Genomic DNA, 15,272 nt, shown 5'->3' with positions numbered 1-15,272 from the left:
CGGCATGCGGATAACGCATGCCGTTTTTATTTAAGTCAATTTTTGAGTAGTTTTTTTGCAGTAAAACGATAGTGATTTTTGAATGTAATTTTTTATATATAAAAGGTTAAAGTGCTTGTTATTAAGTGTTTAATTTTAAATTTTTCGTACCTTGTGTAGTAATTTAATTTCAATGTATAAAATTTTTTAGTCATGAAAAAATTAATTTTATCCTTAGTCTTTTTAGCTACTGCGCTGTTTAGTGTGCCTCTGTTTTCGCAAATAGACAACAGACCGGTAGCTTTGGGTATGCCGGGTGATAACCTTAATCTTTATGCTGTATTAGATATTTTTCAAAAATCAAAAACTTTAGAAGAATTTGAAAGAGCAATTAATGATAAAGATACCAATGTTAATAATCTTGATTTGAATAATGATGGCTATGTCGATTATATTCAGGTAGTTAGTTATAGAGAAGGCGATTCTTATTCAATAGTCCTTCGCGTAGCGGTAAATAGAATTGAATATCAGGATGTGGCCGTTATAGAAGCCAATAAAAATAGATACGGGAAGGTTGTTATTCAAATTATAGGCGATGAAGAATTGTATGGTGAAGATTATATTCTGGAACCTTCAGCAGGGGATGGGTATGCGCCAAATCCAGGCTATTTAGGTTATGAAAGAACGTACACGGGTAATTATTGGAATGGAGTTTTATATGTTAACAATTGGCCAATAATAATCAATTTATTTTCTCCGTCATTTGTAGTTTATATATCTCCGTGGCGTTGGGGTTATTATCCGTCTTATTGGCGTGCATGGACTCCCATTTACTACTATAATTATTGGGATTACCACCGTCATTATTATAGAAATGATTTTTATCGCAGAGTGGGATATGTACGATATCCGCTTGCGTATTCCTATTATTATTCCAGAAGGAACAGTTCTCCGATGGTAAGGAGAAACAGAGTCAATAATGTTTATAGAGATACCTATCAAGGAAGAAGTTTTACAAGACCGCAAGGAACAGTTCTTCCTAGAACTCGAGAACAAATGAGAGGCGACCGTTCTGTAAATCCTCGAACCTCCCGTTCGGATCAGCCCATGAGACCTACAAGACGTCAAAATATAGAAGAAAATCGTCAACAAAACCCTTCATCAGCGCGTCCTGTTCGGCCTGCATCGCCAACAAATCGCCAACCGGCTCCAAGAAGCCGACAAGATAATCCTGCAACTGCACGTCCATCTCGATCCAATGCGCCGTCAAGTCGTCAACAAAACGAAGGAGCTCGTTCTGCTCCATCTAGAAGACCTATGGAGAAATCGGCTCCGGAAAGAACGAATAATCCTTCTCGTGGTAAGGATAGAAATTAATACGGGTTTTGAATTTTCATTAAATAAAAAAGGCTGTGTTTTTATATGACACAGCCTTTTTTTATAATCGTATTCCAGGAGGCAACAGCTCTTTGTAGACAGGATTTTTTTTGAAAAACGCCACTATTTTAGGCTGGATAGGAACAACTTTTAATTTTCGTTCAATCGCAATTTCCATGATATTTTTTAGAAAATTAGAAACGAATTCCTCGTTTTTGAATGTTTCCGGTACATTTAATTTTGTCAGAAATATTTTTTTCTCCTGAAAAGAATACTCAACTGAGATTAATTCTTTTTCAACTATAGTTTCAAATTGTCTTGAAAAAGTATTGTCTTTGATTTCCATAGTGATTGCTGTATCCATACTAATTAACGCTAATTCATTGGCACTTCTACCAATAGTATTTTTGATTTGGTACTGATTTTAATTTCGAATTGATCAAAATCGGTTATTCCCATGGCATCTCTTGCCTTCAAAGTTTGATTATTCACTTCTATTTCGCCCTCAATCAAAAATAAATAGACACCATTTTTAGGGATTTTAACCTCATATTTAGTGGTGGTATTGCTATCGAAAATGCCTAAATGGAAAAAGGTTTTTTGGTAAACCCAAAGTGCATTTCCGTCATTTTTATCCTTTGGCGAAACGATGTTTACAAAGGTATTGATTTGATTTTCAATATCAAATGATTTTTGGTCATATCTTGGAGCCACGTTTTCGGTGTCAGGAAAAACCCATAATTGCAGTGTTTTTGCTTCGTTTTTCTGGCTGGCATTCATTTCAGAATGTTCTACTCCAGATCCGGCACTCATTACCTGCACTTCTCCAAAACCAATTACACCTTCATTTCCCATACTGTCGCGATGTTGCAGCCCGCCTTCGAGCGGAATAGTGATGATTTCCATATTGGCATGGCCATGAGTACCAAAACCTGATCCGCCCGCAATAGTATCGTCATTTAAAACGCGTAACATTCCGAATTGTACGCGTTCTGGATTGAAATAATTTCCGAAAGAAAAAGAAAAATTGGCTTTAAGCCATCCAAAATCGGCCTTGCCTCTTGTATTTGATTCAAATAGTTGTGTAGTCATAAATTATTGATAATATAAAGTGAAAAGTGAATAGGGTTTGAATAAAAAAATTATTTTTATACAAAATTCGCCATAAAAAGACTGAATTTTGTTATAAAATAGTTAAAACAATTATGAGTAAAATCGCAGTTTATTTAATGCCGGGATTAGCGGCAAGTACAACCATTTTTGAGCGAATTGCACTTCCCGAAGAAATGTTTGAAATAGTCTTGTTGGAGTGGGAAATCCCTCTTAATAATGAGTCTTTGACGGATTATGCCAAGAGAATTGCAGATAAAATTACGCATCCGAATCCGGTTTTGATTGGGGTTTCGTTCGGAGGTATTTTGGTACAGGAAATGGCTAAATATGTCGAAGCCAGAAAAATAATTATTATTTCGAGTGTCAAAAGTAATGTGGAATTTCCCAGAAGAATGAAAATTGCTAAAACTACCAAAGCTTATAAATTAATTCCCATGAATCTGATAGCAAATATTGAAAGTCTTGCTAAGTTTTCCTTTGGCGAAAAAGTAAACCAAAGGCTCAAGCTATACGAGAAATTTCTCTCGGTTAGGGATATTCGTTATTTGAATTGGGCAGTGGAACAGGTGATTTTATGGGATAGAACGGTTGTTGACGAGAATGTAATCCACATCCATGGAGATATGGATGATGTATTTCCTATAAAATATATCAAGAATTGTGTCGTTGTAAAAGGAGGGACGCACATTATGATTTTGAATAAGTACAAATGGTTGAATGAAAATTTGCCTTCCATTATATTGGGAACAGAAAAGAAGTAAACGCACTTTTATAGCTATATGAAAGGTCTAAAAAAGAAAAGATGAAATTGATTAATAAAGCTGCCATAATCCTTACCGTGATTTTTGCGAGTAGTGTATTTATTTTTGCCGCTAAAAATCCGACAGAGGAAAAAGAGGTTGCAAAAGAAATAGCGGGTGATTTTCCTGTGAAATTAGATTTTGCAGGCGAGGAAACACCTTTAAAAATATCAGATGTAAAAGAACGTTTGGATAGGGAATTGCTGGTAAATGTAAATCTGCATGCTTCTACTATTTTGGCTATAAAAAGAGCGAATCGTGCTTTTCCTGTAATTGAGCCTATTTTAAAAAAGAACGGAATTCCGGATGATTTTAAGTATTTGGCAGTTATAGAAAGTGGCTTGGTCAATGTGGTTTCCCCAGCAGGAGCAAGAGGAATTTGGCAGTTCATGCCGGATACGGCTAAAGAACGCGGAATGGAAGTCAATGAAAATGTGGATCAGCGCTATGATTTAGAAAAATCAACGCAAGCAGCTTGCAGTTATTTTTTGAGTGCCAAAGGAAAATTTGGAAGCTGGACTTTGGCGGCAGCCTCTTATAACGGAGGAATGACGGGTGTCAATAAACAAATTGACATTCAAAAAGTGACGAATTATTACGATTTGTTGCTTACCGAAGAAACGTCTCGCTATGTTTTTAGGATTTTAGCCTTGAAAGAAATCATGGAGAATCCCGTAAAATATGGATTTACAATTGCTTCCGAAGATTTATATGCAACGTTACCAACCAAGAAAATCGAAATAGACAGTACGATTACAGATTTGGCTGATTTTGCAAAAGGGCAAGGGATTAACTATAAGATTTTAAAAATTCACAACCCTTGGCTCAGAGAAACGAAACTAATAAATGATACCGGTAAAAAATACCAAATCGAAATTCCGTTAAAAGGATATTAACTATTCTTAAACTATATAAAGCATTTAAGGAAATATAACCCACGTAAAAACTTATATTTCTTATATGGTTAATAAAAAATGGGGAGTAGCTTTGTTCTCCAAAAATTTAGGATATAACCAAATAAAAAAGGGTCAAATGTGTATCATTTGACCCTTTTTCGATAATTATAAAAAAAATTATATTTTTTTCATTTGTTCTTTCATCATGACAATCTGATCTTTCAACATGTTTTGTTTGTCTAATTTTTTGGCTTCATTCAATAACGTAGTAGCTTCTAATTTTCTTCTGCGTGTCATGGCAACTCCGGCTAAGTTTAATTTGGCTACAGCCAAATCCATATCCATTGATAATCCCAGTTCAATTGCTTTTTTGAAAAATTTCTCTGCTTGATTGATATTGGTTTGCGAAAGCATGATTCCGTGTAGGTAATTAAAGTATCCTTGTTGTTTTCTTACCAAAGCTGTTTCCGGGTTTTTGATGTAAGCCAACCATTTTTTGGCTCCTTCAAAATCTTGTTTTCTTAATTTTAAGAAGGCTAATAAGATGAATTCGTTTTTAAAGTAAAGGAAAATAGGAATTGCACTCAATAATATAAGGAAAATTCCATTACCGATATTGCTTTCCGTGAATTGCCAAATGCCAGTAATGATAATTAGTCCGGCGATAATAAGTTTAATATTTCTGTGAAACATAGTGTGATTATTTTAAGATGACAAATATAGTAAAATGAATTGAAAATATTTTTACAAAACTGCTTGTGAGAAAAAAAAGTCTTTGTATATTTGCACTCGGTTTTAGAATAACAGTTATTCAAAAATAGGAAGACATATAAATAAGATTTTAAAGATACAAAGCAATGAGCAAAAGAACGTTTCAACCATCGAAAAGAAAAAGAAGAAATAAGCACGGATTTATGGACAGAATGGCTTCTGCAAATGGAAGAAAAGTTCTTGCGCGTAGAAGAGCTAAAGGAAGACATAAATTGACTGTTTCTTGCGAACCAAGACACAAAAAATAATGTTTCTATAAACATAAATAAGGCGTTACTTTTTTTAGTATCGCCTTTTTTTATACCTATTCGTTAAAAAAAGTTTAAGATTTACAGTTAAAGGGTTTGAGTTCAGTAACTTTAATCTTTTGAAGACAACAACTACACAACACAATAATACCATACAATGCCAAAAGATACATCTATAAAATCAGTTTTAATAATAGGTTCAGGTCCTATTGTTATTGGTCAAGCGTGCGAATTTGATTATGCGGGATCGCAATCTGCCCGTTCTATTCGTGAAGAAGGAATTGAAGTTATTTTGATAAACTCCAATCCGGCAACGATTATGACCGACCCAAGTATGGCCGATCATATTTATTTGAAGCCATTAACGACCAAGTCAATTATTGAAATCCTTAAAGCACATCCTCAAATCGATGCCGTTTTACCTACAATGGGTGGACAAACCGCTTTGAACTTGTGTCTGGAGGCAGATGAAAAAGGAATTTGGGAAGATTTCGGAGTACGATTAATCGGGGTTGATGTAAACGCCATTAATATTACCGAAGACAGAGAGCAATTTAAGCAATTGCTTCAAAAAATAAATGTACCAACTGCACCTGCAAAAACGGCTACTTCTTTCTTGGAAGGAAAAGAAATTGCACAGGAATTTGGTTTCCCGTTAGTAATTCGTCCTTCGTTTACACTTGGGGGAACTGGAGCAGCTTTTGTACATACCAAAGAAGAATTTGACGAAAAACTAACCTACGGATTAGAAATGTCACCCATTCATGAAGTTTTAATTGATAAAGCTTTAATAGGTTGGAAAGAATACGAATTGGAATTATTGAGAGATAAAAATGACAATGTTGTTATTATCTGTTCTATCGAAAATATGGATCCAATGGGAATTCATACCGGAGATTCCATCACGGTTGCACCAGCAATGACATTATCAGATACGACTTTTCAAAAGTTGCGTGATATGGCAATCTTGATGATGCGCAGTATCGGAAATTTTGCAGGAGGTTGTAACGTGCAGTTTGCCGTTTCACCAGATGATAAAGAAGATATCGTAGCGATTGAAATCAATCCTCGTGTATCTCGTTCCTCAGCTTTGGCATCAAAAGCAACGGGTTATCCTATTGCAAAAATTGCTTCTAAACTGGCTTTAGGTTACAATTTAGATGAATTACAAAACCAAATTACCAAATCGACTTCGGCTTTATTCGAACCGACTTTGGATTATGTGATTGTTAAAATTCCACGTTGGAACTTTGATAAATTTGAAGGAGCTGACAGAACGTTAGGACTTCAAATGAAATCCGTAGGTGAAGTAATGGGTATTGGACGTTCGTTCCAAGAAGCCTTGCACAAAGCGACTCAATCATTGGAAATCAAAAGAAATGGTTTGGGTGCCGACGGGAAAGGATACACTAACTACGAACAAATTATCGAGAAACTGACTTTTGCAAGTTGGGACCGTGTTTTCGTGATTTATGATGCTATCGCGATGGGAATTCCATTGAGCCGTATTCATGAAATCACTAAAATCGATATGTGGTTCTTGAAACAATACGAAGAACTTTATACTTTAGAGAAAGAAATTTCGAACTATAAAGTTTCGAATCTTCCAAAAGAATTGTTGCTTGAAGCGAAACAAAAAGGTTTTGCTGACAGACAAATTGCTCACATGATGAACTGTCTGGAAAGTGAAGTGCATACGTTGCGTATGGATAAGAACATCAACCGCGTCTTTAAATTGGTTGATACTTGTGCCGCAGAATTCAAAGCTAAAACACCATATTACTACTCTACTTTTGAGGCTGAAATCGAAAAAGCAAACGGCGAACGTTATGTAGATAACGAAAGTGTTGTAACTGATAAAAAGAAAATCATTGTTTTAGGTTCAGGACCAAACAGAATTGGACAAGGAATCGAGTTTGATTATTCTTGTGTTCACGGAGTTTTGGCAGCAAAAGAATGTGGTTATGAGACGATTATGATTAACTGTAATCCGGAAACAGTTTCGACTGATTTTGATACAGCTGATAAATTATACTTCGAACCCGTTTTCTGGGAACATATTTACGACATCATTCAGCATGAAAAACCAGAAGGTGTAATCGTTCAATTAGGTGGACAAACAGCCTTGAAATTGGCTGAAAAGCTTTCTAAATACGGAGTAAAGATTATAGGAACCAGCTTTGATGCACTTGATTTAGCCGAAGACAGAGGACGTTTCTCTGAATTGTTAACTGATCTGAATATTCCTTTCCCACAATTCGGGATTGCTGAAACAGCTGATGAAGCTTCTGCCTTAGCAGATACTTTAGACTTTCCATTATTGATTCGTCCTTCGTATGTGTTAGGTGGTCAGGGAATGAAAATCGTAATCAACAAGAAAGAGTTGGAAGAGCATGTTATCAATTTATTGAAAACAATTCCAGGGAATAAATTGCTGTTAGATCATTATTTGGCCGGAGCAATCGAAGCGGAAGCCGATGCAATTTGTGATGCGGATGGTAATGTGTACATCATAGGAATTATGGAGCACATCGAACCTTGCGGAGTACACTCTGGAGATAGTAATGCTACTTTGCCTCCTTTTAACTTAGGAGAATTTGTGATGCAACAAATAAAAGATCATACCGTTAAAATTGCTAAAGCGTTAAAAACTGTAGGTCTAATCAATATTCAGTTTGCTATAAAAGATGATACGGTTTACATTATCGAGGCAAATCCTAGAGCTTCTAGAACTGTTCCATTTATTGCAAAAGCATACGGAGAACCTTATGTAAACTATGCTACTAAAGTAATGTTAGGTCACAATAAAGTAACCGATTTCAAATTCAATCCACAGTTGAAAGGATATGCGATCAAGCAACCAGTTTTCTCTTTCAGCAAGTTCCAAAATGTAAACAAAGCATTAGGACCAGAAATGAAATCAACAGGAGAAAGCATCTTGTTTATTGATGACTTGAAAGACGATCAATTCTACGAATTGTACTCCAGAAGAAAAATGTATTTGAGTAAATAAAACTTGAATGTATATATTGAAAAAGCCCCGTTTGGGGCTTTTTTTGTTGAATAGTGTTTCTTGTTTGATAATAATTACGGGGTCAAAGTCGGAGACATTTATCCCAACGAATTCTATATTTTGTCAATAGTTTTAAATGTCAAATAAAAAATTGTTGAATTTCAGTTGTTTGTATTTTTAAAGTCATCAATTATCAAATAACCATCAAATAAGAATTATGCCCAAAAAGGGACGTATTTTTTATATTTTCTTGAATTGCTTTCGGGATCATCTTCTTTGATAACTTTTGCAAGTAAAGCTTCTTTGATAATTCTAGAAGCTATTGCAGCATTTTTATCTTCAATTTTAAATCTATCTCTTAGTGATTGGTTAGTCATTTTGTCATTTGAAACATATCTCAAACAACAATGCTGATAACAAGCTCTTACTTTATCTTTTTTATCCATTTGATTTAGAGTTTTATAAGAATACATAATTACTTTGGTATGCTTCTCTTGAATAAGTATTTCTGGAGCCGGAAGTTGATAAATTTCATTATAGGATATTACTTTATCAATTCCACTTCCTTTTTCCTCACATATTCCTAATCGTCTCATTAAATCTGCAAGGGTATCATTTCTAGATTGGTATTCATCAATAAATCTCTCTGGAGTAATTAAGGGAATTCCGGGATTTGTAATTTCTATCCTATCCGAGAAAATTTCAACCATAGGAAATCCTTTTTCCTCAAAATCTTGGTGGATTATTGCATTAGCTAATAATTCTCTCACAGCAATTTCTGGATACATTCTTTTATCATCTCGAAATGCTTTACCTATTTCTTCATTTGCTGGTAGTTGACTATTTACCCAATCAATTAATCCTTGATAGCCTGATACATATCCTTTTCCTCCAATTTGCTCACGAATTGTTTCAATCTTATTATTGTTTTTGTAAACTATAACTCTAATTGCTTTTCTTTTTAAATTCGGGAAGTCTTCTAAGTTTTTAGCGAATAAAATGGCACCTAAATTTGTAATTGAGTATTTTGTAGTTTTCTTAATGATTAAGTTTTCTGAAATGAATTTATCGATTACTCCTTGTCTATTAGATGGATAAGGAAGTTTCAGTAAATCAAAATAAGTTTGAGTATCAAGTAAATAAATGATTGTGTCGTCATCAATATTTTCTTTAGCTAATTGCAACTCGAATTTATCTTTGGTTTTTCTATTCCAAATTTTTGCTTCTTTTTCTGGAAAATCTTTAAGTAATCTCGTATAACTACCAATTCTAATGTAAGCTTGATTAAGGAACTTGACGGGACGATTAATAGACGCAGGAATAACAAACATACTAATTCGGATATTCTCCGAATAAAAAAATTCATAAGTTTTAAAATCGATACGGGGATCTAAACGTTGAATTAGCCAATTTTCAAGTTCCTCTTTTCCTTGAGTTGCCGATTTTACTTTAAATGTTGTTCCCTTAATTGTATGGGTTTTGTCTTCGACTCCAAAAATTAAAAACCCATTTTGTTTATTATTTAAACAAGCACCATTTGCTAAGGCTGAAATTCTTTCTCCTATTTCTTCATTAGAATGAAAGTTCAACTTGAATTCAACCCATTCGGTTTCTTGAGAAAAGGTTACAAGCTCTTTTATTAATGATTTTAATTCGATTTCTTCCATATTTTCAAATAAGTGTCAAATAAGAAACCCTTTAAAATAGGGCTTTATTTACTGATCAGATGTAAATATACATTTTTTAATCAAATAAGATATTGGATTTTTATTGAATTTAAAATTATTACCAAACCCGTTGGGTGTAATTATTTTTTAAAGATCAATTTGATAAAGATTGTCTCACTGAGCTTGTCGAAGTGTATCTTTTTTGGTCTTCGACAGGCTCAGACTGACATTTTTATTTCTATTTTGATGTAATTTTAACTTGAAAAGTTATATTTTAAACAATTTATTAATTAACCCCAACGGGTTTATTACCAATATAAAAAATACTCAACACCAGACCTAAAAAAAGCCCCAATCACGGGACTTTTAAATAGCAGTATTCTGAAATTATTTCTTCTTCAATTTCTCCTTAAAAAAATCTATGGTTCTTGTCCAAGATAAAGTAGCAGCTTTTTCATCATATCTGGGAGTGGTATTGTTATGAAAACCATGATTCACTCCTTCATAGAAATAAGCGGTATGTTCTACTTTGTTCTTTTTAAGGATGGCTTCAAAAGCGGGCCAACCTTCATTTACGCGGGTGTCTAAACTGGCATACTGCGCTAGGATTGGCGTTTTTATTTTTTCGGCTTCGGCAGCAGTGGGTTGTCCACCGTAATAGGGAACTGCGGCACACAAATCTGGGATTTTTACCGCCATCATATTGGCAATCCAACCGCCAAAACAAAATCCTACCACACCAATACGACCATTACAATCTTTGTGGGATTTTAGGTATTCGTATGCTGCAATAAAGTCTTCGAGCATTTCCTCACGAGTACGTTTTTTTTGTAATTCCCTTCCCGCATCATCATTTCCGGGATAACCGCCCAAAGGCGATAAAGCATCAGGAGCCAAAGTAATAAATCCTTCCACAGCGGCTCTTCGTCCTACATCTTCAATATACGGATTCAGTCCACGGTTTTCATGTACGACGATGATTCCCGGTAATTTCTTTTTGGTTCCTGTGGGTTGGGATAAAAGTCCTTTGATTTTTCCTCCGCCTTTTGGAGAATCGTAGGTGATAAATTCTGATTTCAACCTTGGGTCACCAGGTTTTATCAAAATAGAATCAATATAATTGGGTGTCATGAAGCTTAGAAGTGACGGTAGCGTAAGTGTTCCTACCGCAAACAAGGATAGTTTCTCGACGAATTGTCTTCTTTCAATTTTGTTATGGGCGTAATCATCGTATAAGTCAAATACTTCCTGACTGATATCTTCTTTGGTTAGTTTTTTCATAGCATTTATTTTGATTCAACTAATTTAGGAAAAAAAAGCAAGTAAAGTCCCAATGAAGGAATTTTACTTGCAGTATACGAATTGATTTACTCCCCTTGATTTTTCTCAAAATTTATCATCCAGTTCACCCCAAATTTATCCGTGAATGTGCCAAAATAGCCACCCCAAAAAGCATCTTCCATAGGCATGATGACTTTTCCACCGGCTGAAAGAGCTTGGAACACTTTATCGGCTTCGTCTTTGCTTTCGGCATTGATAGAAAGTGAAAAATTATTCCCGTAAATAGTTTTTGCCTCAAAAGATTCGAAACTGTCACTTCCCATTATTGCTGTTTCGTCACTAATGGGCAGAGAAACATGCATTATTTTTTCAGCATCTCCGGGAGGGCAGGTTTTGCCTTCTGACATTGGCATTTCTTTGAATCTTCCAAAATAAGAAAATTCACCACCGAAAACTGATTTGTAAAACAGGAATGCTTCTTCGCAATTCCCATTATAAGTGATATACGTATTAACTGTTACCATGATACTTTTTATTTAAAGGATTGTTTGCTTCTTTACTTTTTTCTAAATTTATAATTGGTATTATTCGTCTTTTGTTGTTAAATACCTTTTGTACCAAACCATTGCTAATTCAGCTACTTCAAGTAATTTTCCAGATTCTTCAAAAAGATGGGTGGCTCCGGAAATTATTTTCATTTCTTTTACGGATTCTAATTGATCGTAGGCCATTTTATTCATCCCGATAACTGCAACATCAAGACCGCCTACAATCAGTAGAGTGGGAGCGGTTACTTGTGGCAATTCGGTAATGGCTAAATCGGGTCGTCCGCCACGGGAAACGACAGCTTTAATTTTTGTCTTGAAATAAGCCGCTGCTCGCAACGCCGATGCAGCTCCCGTGCTGGCTCCAAAATAACCAATTGGTAAATCCGTAGTGCTTTTATAGTCCATCAACCATTGCGTAGTTTCGATTAATCGGTCGCTTAATAAATCAATATTGAATCGGTTCTCATACAGTTCATCTTCTTCCTCGGTGAGTAAGTCAAAAAGGAATGTGCCCATGTTTTGTTTTTGTATCAACTCAGCTACCATTCTGTTTCGGGAACTGAATCTGCTGCTACCACTTCCGTGAGAAAAAATAACGATTCCTCTTGCGTTTTCAGGAATTATCAAATCTCCTTTCAATGTGACAGATGATAAAGGAATGTCTAAATCTAATTTTTCCATCATTTCAAGTTTTAAATATGAAACTGTATTTTAAAAATGACATTATTCTGTGCTAATAGGAAGTCGCAACAATTCTATCACTTCATTATCTTCTACTTGATTGAATACTTCATAAAATCCGCCTACACCCGTAAAATATTTCGAAGCTATCAGGTAGATAAATTCATCGGTATTTTTCTCAAATACAGGCACGTTCTCATAGGGTATTACGGGTGTAGCCACGATTATTTTTGCCGGATTTTTTTTCCGAAGCATATTTATGCTGGCAAGCAAAGTATTTCCTGTAGCGATGCCATCATCTACTAAAATTATATTTTTACCTTTTACATCCAGCGGTTTTCTATTGCCCATATAGAGCTCGTATTTATGTTTCATTAATTGCCGCAGCCGAATAATTTCACTGTCGATATACTTTCTAGGGATATTTGGATGTTCATCAAGAATCATAGAATCTGATGAGACGGCACCAATCGCAAATTCTTTATTATTGGGGTGTCCTATTTTTTTTGAAAGAACGATATCTAAAGGAAGGTGTAAATTTTTAGCAATTACATATCCCACAGGCACTCCGCCTCTGGGAACGGCAAGTACTATGGTGTTGCTATTCTGGTACTTTTTTAGTTTTTCCGAAAGCAATAAACCCGCCTCAATTCTATCTTTTAAGATCTCGTCAAACATAGCTTAAAGTTTTGTGTGAAAGAATAAATCACACATAAAGATATTGATTTTCAATTAATTACAATTGTGTTTTAAAAATATTTTAGCATTAAAAACAGCAGTTATGCAAAAAAATGTTTTTAAAAAGAAACATTAGTGATAAATAAAAAAAGGAGGGTACAAATGAACAAATAGCGTTATAAAAACAAGTTGGATTAAGGAATGGTATATTCGAAAGGTAAAATCACTTCTTATTTATAAAGCGTTTTTTTTGCTATTTTTACCTCACAACAAATGAATAGCAATAACTGCAATGAAGAAAATAAATTCAAAGGCTAAGGCAGATACCAATACTGGTTTTGGAGTAAATGCCAATAACTATGGTGGGCGTTTTGTGAATAAAAATGGAACGGCTAATGTAGAGAAACGAGGCATGCATCTCTTGCATCGCATTAGTTGGTATCATACCATGATTGATTTGCCAAGATGGAAATTCATGTTGATTCTTTTGTTGTTCTACGTGGGTATGAATTTTCTATTTGCGCTACTGTATTATGCCATTGGAATCGAAAATCTGAATGGGATTGATGCTTCAGGTTCAAATTGGGTTCAATTTGGCCAGGCTTATTTTTTTAGTGCGCAAACTTTTACAACCGTGGGATATGGACACATTAGTCCTTCCGGTTTTTTGACCAGTTTATTAGCTGCTGCTGAGGCTTTGATAGGATTGTTGAGTTTTGCGATTGCTACCGGTTTATTTTTTGGACGTTTTAGCAAGCCCACCGCTTTTTTGAAATTTTCTCACAATGCCCTGATAGCTCCTTATGGGGAAATCAAGGGGTTAATGATAAGAATTACACCTTTTAAAAATACTAATTTTACTGATGCTGAAGCCAAAATGACGCTCGGTATGAGTGTGGAAGAAAATGGTGCAAAAACAAATAAATTCTATTCTTTAGATTTAGAATTGGAAAGAATAAATGCATTAACCTTAAGCTGGACTTTGGTTCATCCCATAACCGAAAATAGTCCGCTGTATAACTTAACCAAAGAAGATTTTGATAGTATTCATGGAGAAATCCTTGTTTTTATAAAAACCTTTGATGATATGTTTAGTAATACGGTTGCCATTCGTACTTCGTATACTTTTGAGGAAGTTATTTACGGAGCAAAATTTGAACCTATGTACACTCGAAGTACTGATAATTCAAAAACAGTTCTTGATTTAGACAAATTAAATGCTTTTTACAGCGTCACTTTAGACTAATGCAATAGTTTTCAAATTATTTCAAATTTATAATAAAATTTATTTTACATTTGTTTATTAAATTTAGACAAATGATAAACAATATAAAAAGTGTGTTTAGTATAAAAGATCTTGAAAATCTTTCAGGAATCAAAGCACACACTATACGAATCTGGGAAAAAAGATACGATATTCTTCAGCCGATGCGTACAGATACTAACATCCGATTGTACGATTTGGCTAGTTTGCAGAAACTATTAAACATTACTTTGCTACATGACTATGGCTATAAAATTTCAAAAATAGCGACTTATCCACAAGAAAAAATACCCTCTCTTGTACGAGAAATAATTTCGAACAAAACGGCCAAAAGTCATGCTATCAGTGAGTTTAAGATGGCAATGATGAATTTTGACCAAGAGTTATTTTTTAATACATACAATTGGTTGATTGCTGAAAAATCATTCAAAGAAGTATTTCTTCAAGTCTTTATCCCTTTGATGAATGAACTGGGATTGTTATGGCAATCTGATACGATAACACCAGCCCACGAGCATTTTATCAGCTATTTAATCAAGCAAAAACTACTCATTAATACGGAGAAACTTCAAGTTTTAAAGCAAACTAAAAACGATAAAGTTTTTGTGCTTTCGTTACCAATGAATGAAATTCATGAACTTGGGTTGATGTATTTAAATTATGAAATTCTGTTACTGGGTTACAAAACCATCTATCTGGGTGAAAGTATGCCTATCAGTAATTTGAAAGATTTGAAAAAGCATTTTGACTCGATTATTTTTATTTCGTATTTCACGGTGCAACCTGAAAGAGATATTTTGGATGAATACATCCAAAAAATGGCAGATGAATTATTAGATGAGAATACAGAGTTATGGTATACTGGACGTTTGGTGGAGTTTATCAACAAAGAAGGGCTTTCAGATAAAATATCAATTTTCAATTCCATTTCTGAATTAGTGAATGAAATTTGATTT

The 15,272-nt window shown here is 34.5% G+C and carries 15 protein-coding genes; 7 read left to right on the top strand and 8 right to left on the bottom strand.

Annotation, left to right across the window (positions count from 1 at the left end):
• The first annotated feature begins 192 nt into the window (after positions 1 to 192).
• Positions 193 to 1,356, top strand: a complete 1,164-nt coding sequence (locus CLV00_RS15910) for a hypothetical protein (RefSeq protein ID WP_099716089.1) — start codon at positions 193 to 195, stop codon at positions 1,354 to 1,356.
• A gap of 61 nt (positions 1,357 to 1,417) precedes the next feature.
• Here CLV00_RS15910 and CLV00_RS15905 read toward each other — a convergent pair whose 3' ends face one another.
• Positions 1,418 to 1,702 carry a GNAT family N-acetyltransferase gene (locus tag CLV00_RS15905; RefSeq protein ID WP_099716384.1) on the bottom strand — a complete coding sequence of 95 codons (285 nt, stop codon included), beginning with the start codon at positions 1,700 to 1,702 and terminating at the stop codon, positions 1,418 to 1,420.
• A 29-nt stretch (positions 1,703 to 1,731) separates the two neighbouring features.
• The gene (locus tag CLV00_RS15900; RefSeq protein ID WP_099716088.1) at positions 1,732 to 2,448 is read right to left on the bottom strand and encodes a pirin family protein; all 717 of its coding nucleotides are present in this window, start codon (positions 2,446 to 2,448) and stop codon (positions 1,732 to 1,734) included.
• Positions 2,449 to 2,561: 113 nt separating this feature from the next.
• On the opposite strand from CLV00_RS15900, the gene CLV00_RS15895 reads away from it, so the two are divergent.
• Positions 2,562 to 3,230, top strand: a complete 669-nt coding sequence (locus tag CLV00_RS15895) for an alpha/beta hydrolase (RefSeq protein ID WP_099716087.1) — start codon at positions 2,562 to 2,564, stop codon at positions 3,228 to 3,230.
• 41 nt (positions 3,231 to 3,271) lie between these two features.
• Positions 3,272 to 4,165 (top strand): lytic transglycosylase domain-containing protein, encoded by an 894-nt coding sequence (locus tag CLV00_RS15890; RefSeq protein ID WP_099716086.1) that lies wholly within the window; start codon positions 3,272 to 3,274, stop codon positions 4,163 to 4,165.
• A 177-nt stretch (positions 4,166 to 4,342) separates the two neighbouring features.
• Here CLV00_RS15890 and CLV00_RS15885 read toward each other — a convergent pair whose 3' ends face one another.
• Positions 4,343 to 4,858 carry a hypothetical protein gene (locus CLV00_RS15885; protein WP_099716085.1) on the bottom strand — a complete coding sequence of 172 codons (516 nt, stop codon included), beginning with the start codon at positions 4,856 to 4,858 and terminating at the stop codon, positions 4,343 to 4,345.
• 164 nt (positions 4,859 to 5,022) lie between these two features.
• On the opposite strand from CLV00_RS15885, the gene rpmH reads away from it, so the two are divergent.
• Complete coding sequence (gene rpmH, locus CLV00_RS15880) at positions 5,023 to 5,184, top strand: 50S ribosomal protein L34 (protein ID WP_007136275.1); 162 nt, start codon at positions 5,023 to 5,025, stop codon at positions 5,182 to 5,184.
• A gap of 157 nt (positions 5,185 to 5,341) precedes the next feature.
• A complete protein-coding gene (carB, locus tag CLV00_RS15875) occupies positions 5,342 to 8,197 on the top strand; it encodes a carbamoyl-phosphate synthase large subunit (protein ID WP_099716084.1) in 2,856 nt (951 codons plus the stop codon).
• 215 nt (positions 8,198 to 8,412) lie between these two features.
• On the opposite strand, the gene CLV00_RS15870 is transcribed toward carB, so the two are convergent.
• The 5 genes from CLV00_RS15870 to CLV00_RS15850 form a co-directional block, all read right to left on the bottom strand.
• Complete coding sequence (locus tag CLV00_RS15870) at positions 8,413 to 9,864, bottom strand: ATP-binding protein (RefSeq protein ID WP_099716083.1); 1,452 nt, start codon at positions 9,862 to 9,864, stop codon at positions 8,413 to 8,415.
• A 387-nt stretch (positions 9,865 to 10,251) separates the two neighbouring features.
• The gene (locus CLV00_RS15865; RefSeq protein ID WP_099716082.1) at positions 10,252 to 11,145 is read right to left on the bottom strand and encodes a dienelactone hydrolase family protein; all 894 of its coding nucleotides are present in this window, start codon (positions 11,143 to 11,145) and stop codon (positions 10,252 to 10,254) included.
• Between the two features lie 86 nt (positions 11,146 to 11,231).
• Positions 11,232 to 11,669 (bottom strand): VOC family protein, encoded by a 438-nt coding sequence (locus tag CLV00_RS15860; protein ID WP_099716081.1) that lies wholly within the window; start codon positions 11,667 to 11,669, stop codon positions 11,232 to 11,234.
• A 60-nt stretch (positions 11,670 to 11,729) separates the two neighbouring features.
• Entirely contained in the window at positions 11,730 to 12,377 is a 648-nt protein-coding gene (locus CLV00_RS15855) for a dienelactone hydrolase family protein (protein ID WP_233206924.1), read from the bottom strand.
• A 39-nt stretch (positions 12,378 to 12,416) separates the two neighbouring features.
• Positions 12,417 to 13,052, bottom strand: a complete 636-nt coding sequence (locus CLV00_RS15850) for a phosphoribosyltransferase (RefSeq protein ID WP_099716079.1) — start codon at positions 13,050 to 13,052, stop codon at positions 12,417 to 12,419.
• Positions 13,053 to 13,344: 292 nt separating this feature from the next.
• On the opposite strand from CLV00_RS15850, the gene CLV00_RS15845 reads away from it, so the two are divergent.
• Together CLV00_RS15845 and CLV00_RS15840 are read left to right on the top strand one after the other, a co-directional pair.
• Entirely contained in the window at positions 13,345 to 14,298 is a 954-nt protein-coding gene (locus CLV00_RS15845) for an ion channel (protein ID WP_369800960.1), read from the top strand.
• Between the two features lie 71 nt (positions 14,299 to 14,369).
• Positions 14,370 to 15,269 carry a MerR family transcriptional regulator gene (locus CLV00_RS15840; protein ID WP_199074811.1) on the top strand — a complete coding sequence of 300 codons (900 nt, stop codon included), beginning with the start codon at positions 14,370 to 14,372 and terminating at the stop codon, positions 15,267 to 15,269.
• Positions 15,270 to 15,272 lie beyond the last annotated feature (3 nt).

This window comes from Flavobacterium sp. 11 (assembly GCF_002754315.1).
Classification (GTDB): domain Bacteria; phylum Bacteroidota; class Bacteroidia; order Flavobacteriales; family Flavobacteriaceae; genus Flavobacterium; species Flavobacterium algoritolerans.
This window is presented reverse-complemented; position numbering and strand designations above follow the sequence as displayed.